Source organism: Actinomycetospora aurantiaca (genome assembly GCF_037401875.1).
Lineage (GTDB): Bacteria > Actinomycetota > Actinomycetes > Mycobacteriales > Pseudonocardiaceae > Actinomycetospora > Actinomycetospora aurantiaca.
On sequence record NZ_JBBEGN010000008.1, the window covers coordinates 25,194 to 40,718 of the forward strand.

Genomic DNA, 15,525 nt, shown 5'->3' on the forward strand with positions numbered 1-15,525 from the left:
GCAGTCACCACCTGGCAAGGCTCGGGCGGGTCTGGCACGCAGCGACAAGCCCGTCGCCGTCGGTGAGCGCGAGCATCGCTGGCACGACCCCGGCCTCCGGACCACCACGAGGAGTGCACCGTGACCGCTCTGGACGACCTGCCCCTGACGCCGACCACCACCACGGTCCGCGCCGCCTGCCCGCACGACTGCCCGGACACCTGCGCGATGCTCGTGACGGTCGAGGACGGCCGCGCCACGAACGTGACCGGCGACCCCGACCACCCGATCACCCGCGGCGGGCTCTGCGTCAAGGTCAACAACTACCCGGACAAGACCTACAGCCCGGACCGGGTGCTGCACCCCTTGCGCCGCACGGGCCCGAAGGGCACCGGGCGGTTCGAGGAGATCACCTGGGACGAGGCGCTGCAGACGATCGCGTCGCGGTTCCGGGAGAAGATCGCCGAGCACGGCCCGGAGACCGTGATGCCGGTCAGCTACCTCGGCAACCAGGGCATCCTCAACGGCCTGTCGGTGGGCGACGCGTTCTTCCACCGTCTCGGCGCGACGATCACCGAGCGCACCTACTGCGACTCCGGGGCCTGCACCGCGTACGCCGCCACCATCGGCGCGACGGCGGGCGTGGACCCGGAGAGCCTGGTGCACTCGCGCTACATCATCATCTGGGCGTCGAACACCATCTCGACGAACCTGCACCTCTGGCCGATCATCGCCGAGGCGCAGAAGCGGGGCGCCAAGGTCGTCTGCATCGACCCGGTCAAGCACAAGACCGCCCGGCGTGCGGACTGGTACATCCCGATCCGGCCCGGCACCGACAACGCGCTGGCCCTCGCGATGATGCACGTGATCATCTCGGAGGGCCTGCACGACGAGGCCTACGTCCGCGACCACACCGTCGGCTTCGACGAGCTCGTCGAGCGCGTGGCGCAGTACACCCCGGAGTGGGCCTCGGAGGAGACCGGCATCCCGGTCGAGGACATCCGTACCCTCGCCCGCGAGTACGCGACGACGGACCCGTCGCTCATCCGGATCGGGGTCGCGATCGAGCGGCACGCCGGTGGCGGCCAGACGGTGCGCTCGATCGCCTGCCTCCCGGCGCTCGTCGGGGCGTGGCGCCACGTCGGCGGCGGGCTGCTGCAGCTCCCGCTCTGGGCGCACCCGGTCAACTGGCCGGCGTTCATCCACCCCGAGATGGCGACCCCGGGCACGCGGGTGGTGAACCAGTTCCTGCTCGGTCAGGCCCTCACCGGCGAGCTGGCACTGGATCCGCCGATCTCGGCGCTGATGGTCTACAACTCGAACCCGATGGTGGTCGCGCCGGAACAGGAGAAGATCGCCGCCGGCCTGGCCCGCGAGGACCTGTTCACCGTGGTCAGCGACCACTTCCTCACCGACACGGCCCGCTACGCCGACATCGTGCTGCCCGCGACGACCGCGCTCGAGCAGCACGACATCATGTTCAGCTGGGGCCACTTCTACGTCACGCTGAACAACCCGGCGGTCCCGCCGGAGGGCGAGGCGGTGTCCAACACCGAGCTGTTCCGGCGGCTCGCCGCCGCGATGGGCTTCGACGACGAGTACTTCTCGCTGACCGACGAGCAGCTGCTCGAGCAGGCCTACGACTGGTCGGCGCCCGCCATGGAGGGCATCACGCTGGCGTCGCTGCGCGAGACCGGCTGGGCGCGGCTGAACCTGCCGGGTCCCGACGAGTACGCCCCGCACGTCGAGGGCGGGTTCCCGACGCCGTCGGGCAAGACCGAGTTCCGCAGCGCCGCGCTGGAGGCGGCCGGCAACTTCGTCGTGCCGCTGTTCCGCCAGCTCTGCGACGAGTTCCAGCCCGGCACCCCGGTCGACCCGCTGCCGCACTACATCGCGCCGCGCGAGCGCAGCGAGGTCCACCCGCTCAACCTGCTCTCGCCCAAGTCGCACGCGTACATCAACTCCAGCGCCGGCGACCAGGCGATGCAGAAGCGGGTCCAGGGCGAGCAGACCGTCACCATCCACCCCGACGACGCGGCCGCGCGCGGCATCGACGAGGGCAACTACGTGGCGGTGACCAACGACCGCGGCCGGTTCGTGGCACTGGCCCACCTCTCGACCGACGTCGCACCGGGCGTCGTGGTCTGTCCCATGGGATCGTGGGCGAAGAACGCGAAGGAGGGCACCACCGTGGCTGCGGTCAACCCGTTCGTCTTCGCCGACCTCGGCAACGCGCCGACCTTCTCGGACACCCGCGTCGAGGTCACCCCGGTCTAGTCATGAGCACCGTCGGCGACGCCCACCTGCGGACCCCGAAGGTCCACGGACCCGACGTGTCCGTGGGTGCGGCGCGGCTGTTCTTCCTCGACGGCCACGTGCACGCCCTGCTGCTGGTCTCGGCCGCGGGCGTGCTCGTCGCGGTCGTGGAGCGCGACGACCTGGCCGGGCTCCCCGACGGGGCCCGCGCCGGGTCGGTGGGCCGGCTCGGCGGTCGGGTGGCCGCCCCCGGGGACGACCTGGAGGACACCCGGCGGGCGATGGCGGCGCGGGGGCAGCGGAGGCTCGCCGTCGTCGACTCCGACGGGGTGCTGCTCGGTCTGCTGTGCCTCAAGCGGCACGGCCGGGGCTTCTGCTCCGCGGCCGACGTCGCCGCGCGGGACGCCGACCGGGCGACGCACCGGGCGGGCTGACGGTCGCCGGCGCCCGAATCGTACGAACGGGCCGTTCATCACGGTCTTCGGAGATGAACGGCCCGGTCGTCGGTTCCGGGTGTCGGATTGCGCCCCGTTTCGTTCCCCCGCCGGGAGGAGATCACGAACCGGTCACGGCCCGGGGCGAACCCCGGGCCCGTCCGCTCGTTGAGTCTGCGCATCCCGACGGCGTGACCTCCGCACGCGCCGTCCGCTCCCTGCAGTCTCGACCAGGAGGTCGACCGTGTCCCTCTCCCCCCGCGCGCGTGCGCTCTCGATCGGCGTGCTGATGGCCGCCGTGGCGTCGCCGGCCACCGCCTTCGCCGCACCGGCGCCGGCCGCCCCGGCGGCCGAGCCCGCCGCCCAGCCCGCCGCCGCGCAGCCCGCCCCCGGCACCACGGCCCAGCCCGCCGCCGCGCAGCCCGCTGCCGGCACGACCGCCCAGCCGGCCGCTGCTCAGCCCGCTGCCGCCCAGCCGGCCGCCGCGCAGCCCGCTGCCGCCCAGCCGGCGCAGCAGCCCGGCCTGGTCAACAACCTGATGGGCACCTCGTCGGCGCCCTCCTCCCAGCCGACCGCGGCGAAACAGGAGAAGGCGCAGGCGAAGAAGGCCGACACGAAGAAGTCGGACGGCAAGAAGTCCGACGCGAAGAAGGAGGACGCCGAGAAGTCGGACGGCAACGAGACCCTCCACAACCGGGCCATGCTGTCCGGGCTCAGCATCTGAGTCGCCCAGCCGCACGACGACGGCCCCTCCCCGCTCCGGGGAGGGCCGTCGTGGCGTCAGCGGACGTTCTCGACCGCGGGACCGTCGGCCATCTCGTCCGCGGTGAAGACGACGACGTTGCGCATCGCGCCGATCCGGACGCCGTAGACCTGCTCGCCCTCCGGGACGTCGGTGACGGTGAAGGAGAACGTGCAGTCGGTCGCGTAGCCGTAGCGGCCCATCGCGGTGGACGAGTCCGTCGTGGCCTGTCCCTCACCGAGGGCACCCAGGGCGACCATCGCCCCGGAGCCGTCGACGACCGTCACGGGCGTGCCCGCCGAGTAGGACGAGTTCCAGCAGGAGGCACCGCGGGTCAGCGGGTAGCTGCCGTGCGCGGTGAAGGTCCCGTGCACGGTCATCGACCCGGGCACCGCGAGCGAGACGATCAGGACGAGCGCGGTGAGCAGGAACCCGCCCAGCACGGCGAGCGCGATCCGCGGGTGACGCCGGATCGGCGGGGGCAGTTCGTGGAGGCCGCTCGGCCCGAAGGCGTCCGCGAGGCGCTGCCCGAGTGCGCTCTGCGCCGTCGGGACGGGGACGCCGCCGGAGGCCCATGCCGCGCCGAGCCCGGCGGGGGCCTCGGCCGGGTGCAGGTGGGAGGACCATCGCGTCGGACCAGGGGTGGGCGCGGCCGACAGCGGTTCGGGTCGGGCGTGGCGGCCCCCGGCGACAGGGCGCTGGGCGGGGATGCGGGTGGTGATCGCGTCGTCGTGGGCGAGGGTGGTCACGAGGGTGCTCCCGGGCGGGTCGGGCGGGTCGGGGAGGACGAGCGGCGGTGTCAGGACCGGGCCTTCGTGGAGCCTTCGGGGCCCCCGGTGTACGAGAGCCGCTTGGCGAGGCAGTCGTCGGCGGCGAAGCCCTGCGCGTCGCACCAGGCGTTGGCGGCGTCCGCCGTCGGGAAGGACTGCGGGTAGACGACCACCCAGTAGTCCGTGCCCTTGAAGACCGGCCAGTCGCCGGAGTACAGCAACGCCGCCGACGGGAAGCGTGCGGTCAGCGAGGTGTAGTGCGACCAGATCGCGGCGTCGTCGTAGGTGATGCCGTCGGCGACGGTCCCGTCGTGCTTCGCCGAGAGCTGCGGCACCCACTGCCCGGCGAGCGCGGCGACCCGGGCGCGGTCGGCCTCCACCTGGCTCTGCAGGGTGGAGGCCGCGCCGGACGTCGAGGAGGAACCGGCGGAGGTCCCGGACTCCGAGCCGGTCCCGGAGGCGTTGGCCGGGACGGGCACACCGACCGTCACGGTCGGCGCGACCACCGGTGCCGGCGCGGCCGTGACCGTCGTCGGCCGCAGGGCCAGGGAGATCGCGGCGACCCCGACCAGGACGACCGCGGCGAGGATCGCGACGCTCGCGACGACCCACGGCGCGATCGACCGACGCGCCTCGGCCTGCCGCGGGACGACCGGTACGGGCATCGGAGCCGGGCGGGGCGGCATCGCGAGCACCGGGCGGGGCGCGGGGTGGGCGGGGTACGCCGTGGGCGCCGGGTAGCCGACCGGCCCTGCGCCCGCGCCGGCCATCGCCGGCACGCGCGGCGCGAGCTGCCGGCGGGCGCCGCAGCTCACGCAGAAGTGCAGGTCCGGAACCAGCGAGGCTCCACAGCGGCAGCGCTGCATCACGATCATCCCCCGACGACCGGGCCGGGCACCTCCCGGCCGCTCACCGTCTGGATCGGTACCGCAGCCCGCTCGTTACGGGCGCCACTCGAACGGGTGACAGGGTCAGTCGACGTCGTAGTCGAACCCCACGCGGTGGGTGCCGTCCGCGTCGACGCGCATCCACCCGGTGCCCCGGATGCCGGCGAGGGCGCCGGTCCCGCTGCCCTCGACGATGCGGAAGAACTCGTGCCGGCGGTCCTCGCCCGAGGTCGTCGCGGAGTGCATGTACGCGAAGGTCCCCTCCCGGCCGTCGAGAGTCCCCTCGAACGCCTCCATCGCCAGGTACGAGCCGACGCCGGTCACCTGGTCGAACGCCGCCGTGAACAGCGTCGCCGACCGGCCGGTGACGCCGCCGGCGTAGGTCTTCTCCATGTGGACGAGCCCGATCGGCAGGGCGGTCGCGACGGCGGGCTCGGGCGTGACGTCGGTGGGGGTGAAGGCCTTCACCTCGAACGTGCCGCTGGTCTGCATGAGCACGCACGCTAGGCCCGCCAGGCGTCGCCGGGATTGAAGATTCGCGACCGCGTGCCAGGGTGGCGCCATGGTCAGCCACACCGAGCCCGGGATCGCCGTCGTCACCGGGGCGGGCTCCGGGCTGGGGCGCGTCATCACCCGGGCGCTGCTCGACGACGGGTGGCGGGTGGCCCTGGCCGGGCGCCGGGAGGAGACGCTGGTCGAGACCGTCGCCGGACGCGAGCAGGCGCTCGTCGTCCCCACCGACGTCGCCGACGCCCTGGCGGTCTCCGCGCTGTTCCGCGCGGTGCTCGACCGGTGGGGCCGGCTCGACCTGCTCGTCAACAACGCCGGCATGACGGGCCCGGTCGGCACGCCGGACGAGGTCGACGTGGCGGGGTGGGACGCGACCGTCGGGGTCAACCTCACCGGCTCCTTCCTCTGCGCCCGCGAGGCGTTCGGGATCATGCGCGCCCAGGACCCGCAGGGCGGTCGCATCGTCAACAACGGGTCGATCGCCGCGCACGTGGGGCGCCCGGGCGGGATCGCCTACACCGCGACGAAGCACGCGATCACCGGGATCACCCGCTCGATCGCCCTCGACGGCCGTCCGTTCGGCATCGCCTGCGGGCAGTTCGACGTCGGGAACGCCGCGACCGACATGACCGCCCGGATGCGCGAGGGGATCGTGCAGCCGCACGGCGAGCGGATGGTGGAGCCGACCTTCGACGCCGAGCACGTCGCGGACGCGGTGCGCTACATGGTCGGGCTGCCGCTGGACGCGAACGTCCCCTTCCTCACCGTGATGGCGACGACGATGCCCTACCTCGGGCGGGGATGACGGCCGATCAGGTGCCGGCCGCGTACATGGCCGCGATCCGGGTCGCGGGCAGCGCCTCGGTGTAGACGGCGGCGTCGTACAGGGTCCCGGTCCAGAAGTCGGTGGTGGGCCGCGACGGCCAGCCCGCGAGCGTGTCCCACCCGGCCCGCCAGTAGCCGCCGAGCTGCAGGGAGCCGGAGGTCGCGCCCGGGTTCGCCACGACCTGGGCCCCGTCGAGCGAGAGCGTCATCCCGGCCGACGAGAGCGTGGCGACCGCGAGGTGCCAGGCCCCGTCGTTGTAGGACCTCGTGCTCGTCACGGTCATCATCGTGTTGAGCACCGGCTGGACGCCGAAGACGACGCGGCCGGCGTCGGTCATGTAGAGGTGTCGGTCGGTGCCCAGGGAGGCACCGGTGCGGGCCGGGCTGAAGCCCAGGAGCCGGCCGCCGGTGGTCGTCGTCGTGCGGAACCAGACCGCGATCGAGAACGTGTTGCGGGCCGCCGTCGCGAGGGTCGCGCTCGGGGTCACGTACGACGGGACCGTCGCGGTCGGGGCGAGGGTCACCGCGCGGGCCGGGTGTCGCGGGGGCAGGGCCTGTTCGTGGTCGTGGCGAAGCCGCCGGTGTAGGTGCCGACGCGGTTGGTGCCGGAGAGGTCGCGAGCGGTGGAGCCGGTCGTCACCGTCGCGTCGTCGAGGGGCCAGACCTGGAAGTCCGCGGAGCCGTCGGTGAACGCGGAGGCGCAGGTGAAGTACGGCGCCGACGCCGCGCTGTTGGCGGAGTTGACCACGCGGGCCGTGAAGCTCGCGGTGGTCGAGGCCGTCACCAGGGTCAGGGCGACGACGAGGAGGGCGACGACCGACGTCCCGACCAGCGGGGTGCGGTACCGGGCGACGGGGGGTGCGGGCAGGGACAGCGGCACCGTCGGGGGGTCGGGGTCGGGCTCGTCGTCCTCCACGAGGGGGTGGCGCCAGGCGGCCACCAGGCCGTACAGCATCGGCGTCAGCCAGAACGCCACCATCACGACCCACAGCCACACCGGCATGTGGACCCCGCTGGTGATCACGGTGCCCTTCTCCCCCTGCGGCACCTGCGTGGTCAGCACCCCGACCTGGCCGTCGACGAGGTCGAGCTCTCCCCCGGTCGCCGCCCTGACGCGGATCGGGAGCAGGCCGGTGGAGACGAGGGTGATGTGGGCGCCGGCGGCGTCGGTGACGGTCGCGAGGGTGACGACGCCGACGAAGGGCCTCAGGATCGTCGTCGCCGCCGCGATCAGCCCGGAGAACCCGAGCACCCGCAGCGGCACCCCCCAGAGCCGGGGCACCCACAGCCGGTCACCCACCACAGGAGGAGCGACCCGCTGGCCAGCAGCGGCAGCGCCTTCAGCAGCCACCCGAGGCCCGGCGCGACGACGGCCGCCTCGCCCACCAGGTCCGCCGGGCCCACCGTCCACGGGTCCTCGGCGCCGTTGATGTCGCCGCGGGTGCGGAACGAGCCGTCGGGAGCGAGCGACACGACCCGGTGGGTCACCGTCAGCGGGTGGTTCGCCACCGGCGGCCGGTAGGTGACGACGTCGCCGACCTCGACCGACCGGGCCGGCCGGGTGAGCACGAGCGTGCCCACCGGCGCGGCCGTGCCCATGGACGGGGTCGCGACGACCTGCCACCGGCCACCGGTCGCGTACCAGGAACCCACGCCGACGAGGCCGGCGAGCACCACGAGGGCCGCGAGCACCGCGACCGCACGCCCCCCGAGGCGCATGGCAGGAACTCCTCTCCGAGCTCGTCGTCGGGGTGGGGCGGGATCAGGAGGACAGCGTCCAGGTGATCGGCTGCGAGGCCTGCAGACCCTGGTAGGTGTTGCCGGCGGAGCTGTCGATGTAGGTCGTGAAGGTGAACGGCACGGTGGACCCGGAGTTCGCCGCCGGGACCAGCGACGCCGGCAGGGTGACCGTGGTGTTCGCGAGCGCGGCGGCGGTGGTGTCGGCCTGCACCACGGTGGCACCGCTGGTGACCTTCACGTGCAGCTTGGAGCAGAAGTCCGTCGCGGAGCCGTTCGCGGCGCCGTTGTTCGACTGGGTGCAGGCGCCGAAGGCCATCGTGAAGGCGTTCGCCGCCACCGTGCCCGTGTTCTTGAAGTTGACGGTGGTGGTGACGTTGTTCGTGGTGCCGGTCGCGTTCGACGGGATCATCGTCGTGCTGCCGCCGTACTTGTTGAACGTCGTGCAGGTCGCGTAGGCGTTGTCGCTGATGCCGCCGGGGCCGTCGGTCGAGTTGCAGGCCGCGGTGCCCGTGGCGCCGGTCTCCTGCAGCACCAGCGAGCCGGTCGCGGCGGTGTCGTTGCTGTTGGTGATCGAGGCGACGAACGCGGAGAGCGTGTTCGTCATCGCGAGGGACATGAAGACGGCGCCGACGAGACCGGCGGCGACGATGAGCGCGACGAAGCGGCGCTGCCCTCGCGAGGCGGTGGAGGGTGCTGGGCCACGGCGGGAGACCTTTCGGGCGGGAGGGACGACGGGCTCGGCCGTGCGGTCCCGGGACCCACCGCGCCGTGCTGTCGTGTCAATAGGCCGAAAGGGCTCAGTGTTAGCGCATTCGCTCGATCGTGTCGGCGCGCCTCGGTGTGGCGGAGCGGGGCGCGCGCATCCACGGCCCGCTGCTAGCCGATCCGCTCCGCCAGCATCACGATGATCCCCTCGGGGCCGCGGACGTAGCAGAGCAGGTACACGTCGGCGTAGTTCTCCAGGTGCCCGACGAGCCCGAAGCCCTGCGCGGCCAGCCGGTCCACCATGCCGCGGACGTCGTCGACCTCGAACGCGACGTTGGTGATGCCGAGCGTGTTCGACGGCGCGTGCCCGATGCCGCCCGTGGCCGGCGGGTCGACGTAGTGCTGCAGCTCGAGGCGGCTGTGGCCGTCCGGGGTCTGCACCATGACGATCTCCGAGCGTGCCCCCTCGACCCCGACGACGCGGGCCGCCCACTCGTCGTCGATCGCGGTCCTCTCCTGCACCACCTCGAGCCCGAGGTCGACGAAGAAGGCGACCATCGCGTCGAGGTCGGCGGCGACGATCGTGACGTGGTCCATGCGGCGCACCGGCATGGGCGCGGACCCTAGTGGGCGGCGCGGTAGGCCTCCCAGACCCCGGGCCGGAGCCGCCCGCGGTCCGGCACCTCCAGGCCCGCGCCGCGCGCCCACGCCCGGACCTGCGCGGTCGTCGGCTCCGGGGCCGGACCGGCGCCGTCCAGCACCGACTCCGCGCCCGGAATTCGTGCACCGATCACCGCCTCGTCCCGCGCCCACGACGAGGCGGCGGCGAGGAACCGGTAGGTCCACTCCTCGGCCAGCCCGCGGGTCTCGGTGAAGACGATCGGCACGCTCGGGTACCGGACGGCCAGCTCGGCGATCTGGTCCGCGACGATCGCGGGTCGCACGTAGGTCGACGCGAAGACCTGCGAGTAGCGCTCCTCCACGACGACGGCGGCCCGGGGCAGGGTGGCGAGCTCGGCCACGGCATGGCGGAGCGTGGAGTTCGTCAGGCTCGTGACGAGGTCGGAGAGGCTCTTGCGCTCGACGGCGGCGACGAGGCGGCCGCCCAGGACGACCCCGTAGTCCCCGCAGCTCAGGGCCTGCTTCGTGAGCCGCACCTGCTGCGTGGCGAACCGGTAGGCGTACCGCTCGTGGGAGTCGACCACGATCTCCAGCTCGCCGTCGGTCCCCGCCGCCCGGGCGGTGGGGGTCCGGACCTGCGGGCGGGCCTGCTTGCGGGTGTTCGGCGACTGCCAGAACACCATCTCCCGGCCACGGGCCCGGGTGTGCACGATCTGGGACCGCCGCTCGGTCCGCCGGTCGGCGATGACGTCGATCGCGGCCCCGTTCCGGCTGCACGACACCAGCGGCACCCGCTCCACGATGTCCGGCTCCGTCGGCCACTCCTCGCCGCCCACCGGGTAGCAGAAGAGCGCCTTCGTCCGCGGCCACGTGCCGGACGTGCGGAAGACGAGCCCACCCGCCGTCGGGACCCGGAGCAGGAACGGGAGCGTCGAGTCCGGGTCCGGGTTCCGGGCGATCAGCAGCTCCGCCACGCCCGTGACGCTAGCGCGCGGGGTCGACCACCTCGACCCGCCGGCCGGTCGCCGCGGCGATGCGGTCGAGCAGGGGCGCCCCGTCGGGCAGGACCATCGGGGTGCCCCAGAGCTGCGGGAGCGGTGCACGCGGGACGAAGTCGAGGACGTGCTCGAGGGTCACGCGCAGCGTCCGGTCGTCGAACGCGATGGTCCGCCCGGTGGCCCGGGCGAGGTCCCATCCGTGCACGACCACCTCGGTCAGCGCGATCCGGCCCCACGTGGCGTTCGGCAGCTCCACGCCCGCGGTCGTCGACCCCTCCCACGCGGCGGGATCGCCCCAGGCGACCGCCAGGCGTTCCAGCGCGGCCGGCAGCTCGGCCCGCTGGTCCTCGTTCCCGGCCCCACCCCCCGCGACGAGGTCGAGGTGCGCGAGGAGGCCGGCGACGTCGTACTCGTCGCACGGGGTCGGCAGGCCCAGCTCGGCGTCGTCGAGGGCGGCGATCAGGGCGCCGGTCGTGCGGCAGGCAGGCGTCAGGTCGGGCGTCGGGTTCATGGTGGTAGGACCGCCGGGCGGACCGGGACTCATCGCCCCCGGCCGACGATCTGCACCTCGTCACCCGGCTCGAGGGCGCGGAAGAACGTCCGCGCGTCCTCGTCGTCGAGGTGCACGCAGCCCGCGGACGCCCGGCTCAGGCTGCCGCCGTGCAGCGCGCGCCCCTCGTCGTCGAAGAACACCGAGTACGGCATCGGCGCGTCGTCGATCTCCTTGCTGACGTGGTGGCGTTCCTTGCGCTGGACGGCGAACGTGCCCGTCGGTGTCGGCGAGCGGCGGGACCCGCTGGTGATCGGGACCGGGCCCTCGACGACGCGACCGTCCTCGAGCAGCCACGCCCGGTGTCGCGTCAGGTCGACGCAGACGTCGGCCGTGGGCGCGCACGGCGTCGAGCGCTGCGGTGCGGTGTCCGGCGCGGCGACGGCGGGCTGCGCCACCACGGCCGGGACGGCGACGGCGGCGGCCAGCGCGGCGGTCGAGCGCAGGCCGGCCGAGCTCCGCGCACGGCGATGTCGAGCACCCATGGTGTCCCCCCGATCACGACTGGGTCACGGGTGGCGTTCCCGCGCGACACGCCGCTCACGCATCGCGTCGCCCGGCTGGGGTCAGCGCCACCCGTCGTCGGGAACGCCGCCGGGGATCACCTCGCCCGGCGCGTAGGGCTCGCGGGTGAACACGAAGCTGCCGAGGTCGAGGTGGCTCAGCGATCCGTCCGCTCCCCGGACCGCCCTCAGCGTCTCCCCCGCGTAGTAGCCGTCGAGGCCGACCCAGGTGCCGTCCGGCCCGGGCCGGAACCGGGAGGCGCGAGCCCGGCCGCCGAGCCCGCCGACGGTGAGCCGGTCGCTGCCCTCCAGACGCACCGCGATCGGGGCGGCGCCCCAGTACCAGGGCCCCAGCAGTGCCCTGACCTGCTCGTTCACGACGGCGGGTCGCCACGGCTCGGGCAACCGCGGCTCGCGCTCGGCGACGAGGCCGAGCAGCTCGGCCACGCAGGTGCCGATCGCCGGCCCGGAGGTGGCGTTGGCGACGGCGACGGCCGCGAGGTCCTCGGCGGGGTCGACCCACAGCGTCGCGACGAAGCCCGGCATGGACCCGGTGTGGCCGGCCAGGGCGCGGCCGCCGTGGCGCAGCAGCTGCACACCCAGCCCCTGCGCGTGGTCGGGGTCCCCGGCCTCCGACGGAGCGGACGGGCGGCGCATCTCCTCGACGGTGGCCGCGGGGAGGACGCGGTCGTCGCCGTGGAGCAGGAGGTCGCCGAAGCGGGCGAGGTCGGTCGTCGTCGACCACAGCTGGCCCGCGGGCGCCATGAGTCCGGCGTCGTGCGCGGGCTCGGGGTGCAGGAGGTCGGCCCACGGGTGCACGGCCCAGCCGTGCGCGTGCGGAGCGGTCGGCGCGTAGGTCGTGCGGGTCATCCCGAGCGGCGTGAAGACCTCGCTGCTCGCGGCGGTGAACCAGTCGTGGCCGCGCAGCTGCCCGACGAGGGCGCCGAGCAGCGCGAACCCGACGTTGGAGTAGTGGTGCCGACGCCCCGGAGCCCGGAGCGGGGGCTCCGCGACCAGGCTCGCCAGGTCGGGCCGCACGGCGCCGTCGGAACGCTCCCACCACGGCGGGGCCGTCTCGGCCGGCAGCCCGGAGGAGTGCGCGAGCAACTGCGCGATCGTCGCGTCCGGCACCGGGGTGTCGGCGAGGTGGTCACCGAGCCGGTCGTCCAGATCGAGCCGGCCCTCGTCGCGCAGCCGCAGGACCAGCACGGCGACGACGGTCTTGGTGATCGAGCCGATGCGGTACTGCGTGTCATCGGTGGGCGGGGCGCCGTCGACCTCGCCGCGCGCGCCGCTCCACACGACCTCGCGACCGCGGAGCACCGCGCCCGCCATCGAGGGCGCCCGTCCCCGGGACTGCTCGACGGCGATGCGGTGGGTCAGGGCGTACGCGGTGGAGTCGAGCAGCACCGCGCCAGTCTGCCGGTCAGTTCGCGGGACGACCCGTGCCGTCGTCGGTGTCGCCGCGCTCGGCGGGGTGGTCGTTCTCGGTGAGCGACACGGAGGCGACGACCTCGGACGCGCTGCCGTACTCGACCGGCGGGATCGCGCGGATCGCGCGGACCGTCTGCTCGTCGCCGGCCTGCTCGGCGGCGGCCACGAGCGTGTCGCGGTCGGCCGGGAACGACTGTCCGTTCAGCACGGCGTCGAGGCGGGAACGGGTGGTGGAGGCAGCCATGGGCGCAGGTGCCCGGCGTGCGGTGCGTGCACACGTCGTCCTGGCGGGTAGCTCGGCCCATGACCTCCTACGGCTACTTCCTGTCCTGCGAGCAGTACGGGCCGCACGAGCTGATCGACCAGGCCCGGCGGGCCGAGGCGGCCGGCTTCGAGCGCCTGTGGATCTCCGACCACTTCCACCCGTGGAACGACGCCCAGGGCCAGAGTCCCTTCGTGTGGGGCGTCCTCGGCGCGCTGTCGCAGGTGACGTCGTTGCCGGTGACGACCGCGGTCACCGCGCCGATCATGCGCATCCACCCGGCGATCCTCGCCCAGGCCACCGCCACGGCGGCCGTGCAGCTCGAGGGCCGGTTCGTCTTCGGCGTCGGGTCCGGCGAGGCGCTCAACGAGCACGTCCTGGGGGACCCGTGGCCGCCGATCGGCGAGCGGCTGGAGATGCTCGAGGAGGCGATCGGGCTGATCCGGCGGATGCACGAGGGCGGCGTGGTGAACCACCGCGGGAAGCACTACCGGGTCACCGACGCGCGCATCTACACGCTGCCCGAGAACCCGGTCCCGATCTACGTCTCCGGGTTCGGCGAGCAGGCCACGCAGCTGGCGGCGCGCATCGGCGACGGGTACTGCGGCGTCGCCCCGGACGCGTCGCTGCTGCGGACCTACCGCGACGCCGGCGGCGCGGGCCCGACCCAGGGCGGCACCAAGGTCTGCTGGGGCGACGACCGCGAGGCGATGATCGACCACGCCCACCGGATGTGGCCGAACGACGCCTTCCCGGGCCAGCTCGCCCAGACCCTCCCGCGTCCGTCGGACTTCGAGGACACCGCGCGGCTGCTCTCGCGCGACGAGGTGCCCGGTCTGTTCGCGTGCGGGTCGGACGTCGACGAGCACGTGTCCCAGCTGCGCTCCTACGCCGACGCCGGCTACGACGAGGTCTACGTCCAGCAGATCGGGCCCGACAAGGACGGCTTCTTCGCGGCCTACGAGAAGGAGGTGCTCCCGGCGCTGCGTGGCTAGGGTCCGGGTGGTGGGCGTGTGGTCGGAGCAGGTCGTCCCCCGGGTCACCGACCTGGCGCTGGGCCGGGAGCCGGTGACGCGGCTGCGGCGGCGGGCGCTCGCGCCGGCGCGCGGCGTCGTGCTGGACCTCGGCGCCGGGTCCGCCCCGAACCTCCCGCTCATGCCGCCCCCTATCGGCGTGCTGCTTGAATCCTGTCGGGAAGGTCCTGGGGGTGGAGCCGTCGACGACGGCACGGCGGCTGGCCCGACGGCGGTCGGGGCCGCCGCTGGAGTGGGTGGGCCTGGACGGGGCGTCGCTGGAACTGCCCGACGACGCCGTCGACACCGTCGTCAGCACCTTCACCCTCTGCACGATCCCGGACCTCGACGCCGCGCTGCAGGAGGCCCGGCGGGTCCTGCGGCCGGGCGGGGAGTTCCTGTTCCTCGACCACGGCCTCGCCCCGGACGAGCGCGTGCAGCGGTGGCAGCACCGCCTCACCGGTGTGCAGCAGCGCGTGTTCGCGGGGTGCCATCTCGAGCGCGCGATCGACCGGCGGGTGGCGGCGGCCGGGTTCGTCATCGAGTCGCTGGAGCACGCCGCGATGCCCGGCCCGTCCGTGCTCAACCACCTCTACCTCGGGTGTGCTGCCTGACACGGGACGATTGGGACGGCGCCGGGGGAGCCATCCCGTCGTCATGAAGGTCACCGTGTTCGGCGCGACCGGCGGGGTCGGTCGCTTCGTCCTGCACCACCTGCTCGCGGCCGGGCACGAGGTGACCGCCTTCGTGCGCTCCCCGGAGAAGCTCGGGGACCTCGCGTACGCCGTCGACGTGGTCTCCGCGGAGCTCTCGGATGCGGACGCGGTGGCACGCGCGATCGAGGACGCGGACGCGGTGATCACGGCCTACGGCCCGCCGATCGACCCGTTCGTCGCGAGCGGCCCGCTCACCGAGGGCACCCGGACGATCGTCAAGGCGATGCACGCCGCCGGGGTGCGCCGACTGGTGTCGCTCGCGACGGTCAGCGTCCCCGACCCCCGCGACCGGCCGCGGCTGTTCGACCGCCTCGTGCCGATCGGGATCGGGCTGCTGATCCCGGGTGCGCTCGCCGAGGTCCAGGGCATCCACGAGGTGGTGTCGACGTCCGAGCTCGACTGGACGGTCGCGCGGATGTTCGCCCCGATCGACACCCCGGAGAACGGCACGGTCCGCGCCGGCTACCTCGGCGTCGACCCCATCGGCGTGGAGATGACCCGCGCCGACGTGGCCCGGTTCCTCGTCGACCAGCTGACGAGCACCGAGTACGTCGGCGCGGCCCCGGCGATCAGCAACTGA

Annotated in this window: 20 protein-coding genes; 7 read left to right on the forward strand and 13 right to left on the reverse strand. The window is 73.9% G+C overall.

Annotated features, from left to right (window positions below):
* Positions 1-120 precede the first annotated feature (120 nt).
* The 3 genes from WCD74_RS16935 to WCD74_RS16945 all read left to right on the forward strand — a co-directional run bounded on the left by WCD74_RS16935 (position 121) and on the right by WCD74_RS16945 (position 3,393).
* Positions 121-2,256, forward strand: coding sequence for a molybdopterin-containing oxidoreductase family protein (locus WCD74_RS16935; protein WP_337696044.1), 2,136 nt, complete (start codon positions 121-123; stop codon positions 2,254-2,256).
* 2 nt (positions 2,257-2,258) lie between these two features.
* Positions 2,259-2,669, forward strand: a complete 411-nt coding sequence (locus WCD74_RS16940; RefSeq protein ID WP_337696045.1) for a CBS domain-containing protein — start codon at positions 2,259-2,261, stop codon at positions 2,667-2,669.
* 244 nt (positions 2,670-2,913) lie between these two features.
* On the forward strand, positions 2,914-3,393 hold the full coding sequence (locus WCD74_RS16945) for a hypothetical protein (protein ID WP_337696046.1): 480 nt from the start codon (positions 2,914-2,916) through the stop codon (positions 3,391-3,393).
* Between the two features lie 56 nt (positions 3,394-3,449).
* On the opposite strand, the gene WCD74_RS16950 is transcribed toward WCD74_RS16945, so the two are convergent.
* The 3 genes from WCD74_RS16950 to WCD74_RS16960 form a co-directional block, all read right to left on the reverse strand.
* Positions 3,450-4,160 carry a hypothetical protein gene (locus WCD74_RS16950; protein ID WP_337696047.1) on the reverse strand — a complete coding sequence of 237 codons (711 nt, stop codon included), beginning with the start codon at positions 4,158-4,160 and terminating at the stop codon, positions 3,450-3,452.
* Between the two features lie 50 nt (positions 4,161-4,210).
* On the reverse strand, positions 4,211-5,056 hold the full coding sequence (locus WCD74_RS16955; RefSeq protein WP_337696048.1) for a hypothetical protein: 846 nt from the start codon (positions 5,054-5,056) through the stop codon (positions 4,211-4,213).
* A 96-nt stretch (positions 5,057-5,152) separates the two neighbouring features.
* Complete coding sequence (locus WCD74_RS16960) at positions 5,153-5,560, reverse strand: DUF3224 domain-containing protein (protein WP_337696049.1); 408 nt, start codon at positions 5,558-5,560, stop codon at positions 5,153-5,155.
* A gap of 70 nt (positions 5,561-5,630) precedes the next feature.
* On the opposite strand from WCD74_RS16960, the gene WCD74_RS16965 reads away from it, so the two are divergent.
* Positions 5,631-6,383 carry an SDR family oxidoreductase gene (locus WCD74_RS16965; protein WP_337696050.1) on the forward strand — a complete coding sequence of 251 codons (753 nt, stop codon included), beginning with the start codon at positions 5,631-5,633 and terminating at the stop codon, positions 6,381-6,383.
* A gap of 7 nt (positions 6,384-6,390) precedes the next feature.
* Here the strand turns inward: WCD74_RS16965 and WCD74_RS16970 are convergent, their stop codons facing one another.
* The 10 genes from WCD74_RS16970 to WCD74_RS17015 form a co-directional block, all read right to left on the reverse strand.
* Positions 6,391-6,927 (reverse strand): LamG-like jellyroll fold domain-containing protein, encoded by a 537-nt coding sequence (locus WCD74_RS16970; protein ID WP_337696051.1) that lies wholly within the window; start codon positions 6,925-6,927, stop codon positions 6,391-6,393.
* Entirely contained in the window at positions 6,924-7,685 is a 762-nt protein-coding gene (locus WCD74_RS16975) for a hypothetical protein (protein ID WP_337696052.1), read from the reverse strand. Before WCD74_RS16975 ends, WCD74_RS16970 begins: the two co-directional genes overlap by 4 nt.
* Positions 7,634-8,122: a S24/S26 family peptidase gene (locus WCD74_RS16980; protein ID WP_337696053.1), complete on the reverse strand. Its 489-nt coding sequence runs from the start codon at positions 8,120-8,122 to the stop codon at positions 7,634-7,636. The genes WCD74_RS16975 and WCD74_RS16980 overlap by 52 nt, the downstream gene beginning before the upstream one ends.
* 43 nt (positions 8,123-8,165) lie before the next feature.
* Positions 8,166-8,747: a hypothetical protein gene (locus WCD74_RS16985; protein WP_337696054.1), complete on the reverse strand. Its 582-nt coding sequence runs from the start codon at positions 8,745-8,747 to the stop codon at positions 8,166-8,168.
* A 272-nt stretch (positions 8,748-9,019) separates the two neighbouring features.
* Complete coding sequence (locus tag WCD74_RS16990; RefSeq protein WP_337696055.1) at positions 9,020-9,460, reverse strand: VOC family protein; 441 nt, start codon at positions 9,458-9,460, stop codon at positions 9,020-9,022.
* A gap of 11 nt (positions 9,461-9,471) precedes the next feature.
* Positions 9,472-10,443 (reverse strand): ERCC4 domain-containing protein, encoded by a 972-nt coding sequence (locus WCD74_RS16995; protein ID WP_337696056.1) that lies wholly within the window; start codon positions 10,441-10,443, stop codon positions 9,472-9,474.
* 10 nt (positions 10,444-10,453) lie between these two features.
* Positions 10,454-10,978, reverse strand: a complete 525-nt coding sequence (locus WCD74_RS17000) for a maleylpyruvate isomerase N-terminal domain-containing protein (protein WP_337696057.1) — start codon at positions 10,976-10,978, stop codon at positions 10,454-10,456.
* A 29-nt stretch (positions 10,979-11,007) separates the two neighbouring features.
* Entirely contained in the window at positions 11,008-11,502 is a 495-nt protein-coding gene (locus tag WCD74_RS17005) for a L,D-transpeptidase (protein WP_337696058.1), read from the reverse strand.
* 81 nt (positions 11,503-11,583) lie between these two features.
* Entirely contained in the window at positions 11,584-12,930 is a 1,347-nt protein-coding gene (locus WCD74_RS17010; RefSeq protein WP_337696059.1) for a serine hydrolase domain-containing protein, read from the reverse strand.
* 16 nt (positions 12,931-12,946) lie between these two features.
* Positions 12,947-13,198 (reverse strand): DUF2795 domain-containing protein, encoded by a 252-nt coding sequence (locus WCD74_RS17015; RefSeq protein ID WP_337696060.1) that lies wholly within the window; start codon positions 13,196-13,198, stop codon positions 12,947-12,949.
* Between the two features lie 59 nt (positions 13,199-13,257).
* Between WCD74_RS17015 and WCD74_RS17020 the strand changes: the two genes are divergently transcribed.
* From WCD74_RS17020 to WCD74_RS17030, 3 genes are all read left to right on the forward strand, one after another.
* Entirely contained in the window at positions 13,258-14,211 is a 954-nt protein-coding gene (locus tag WCD74_RS17020) for a TIGR03557 family F420-dependent LLM class oxidoreductase (RefSeq protein WP_337696061.1), read from the forward strand.
* A 212-nt stretch (positions 14,212-14,423) separates the two neighbouring features.
* On the forward strand, positions 14,424-14,843 hold the full coding sequence (locus tag WCD74_RS17025; RefSeq protein WP_373696093.1) for a class I SAM-dependent methyltransferase: 420 nt from the start codon (positions 14,424-14,426) through the stop codon (positions 14,841-14,843).
* A 43-nt stretch (positions 14,844-14,886) separates the two neighbouring features.
* Positions 14,887-15,525, forward strand: a complete 639-nt coding sequence (locus tag WCD74_RS17030; RefSeq protein ID WP_337696062.1) for an NAD(P)-dependent oxidoreductase — start codon at positions 14,887-14,889, stop codon at positions 15,523-15,525.

Bases quoted from the DNA above. Each gene is read 5' to 3' on its own strand.
- WCD74_RS16940 (WP_337696045.1), top strand. From the start codon at position 2,259: ATGAGCACCGTCGGCGACGCCCACCTGCGGACCCCGAAGGTCCACGGA.
- WCD74_RS16955 (WP_337696048.1), bottom strand. From the start codon at position 5,056: ATGATCGTGATGCAGCGCTGCCGCTGTGGAGCCTCGCTGGTTCCGGAC.
- WCD74_RS16960 (WP_337696049.1), bottom strand. From the start codon at position 5,560: ATGCAGACCAGCGGCACGTTCGAGGTGAAGGCCTTCACCCCCACCGAC.
- WCD74_RS16965 (WP_337696050.1), top strand. From the start codon at position 5,631: ATGGTCAGCCACACCGAGCCCGGGATCGCCGTCGTCACCGGGGCGGGC.
- WCD74_RS16980 (WP_337696053.1), bottom strand. From the start codon at position 8,122: ATGCGCCTCGGGGGGCGTGCGGTCGCGGTGCTCGCGGCCCTCGTGGTG.
- WCD74_RS16985 (WP_337696054.1), bottom strand. From the start codon at position 8,747: ATGACGAACACGCTCTCCGCGTTCGTCGCCTCGATCACCAACAGCAAC.
- WCD74_RS16990 (WP_337696055.1), bottom strand. From the start codon at position 9,460: ATGCCGGTGCGCCGCATGGACCACGTCACGATCGTCGCCGCCGACCTC.
- WCD74_RS17000 (WP_337696057.1), bottom strand. From the start codon at position 10,978: ATGAACCCGACGCCCGACCTGACGCCTGCCTGCCGCACGACCGGCGCC.
- WCD74_RS17005 (WP_337696058.1), bottom strand. From the start codon at position 11,502: ATGGGTGCTCGACATCGCCGTGCGCGGAGCTCGGCCGGCCTGCGCTCG.
- WCD74_RS17015 (WP_337696060.1), bottom strand. From the start codon at position 13,198: ATGGCTGCCTCCACCACCCGTTCCCGCCTCGACGCCGTGCTGAACGGA.
- WCD74_RS17020 (WP_337696061.1), top strand. From the start codon at position 13,258: ATGACCTCCTACGGCTACTTCCTGTCCTGCGAGCAGTACGGGCCGCAC.
- WCD74_RS17030 (WP_337696062.1), top strand. From the start codon at position 14,887: ATGAAGGTCACCGTGTTCGGCGCGACCGGCGGGGTCGGTCGCTTCGTC.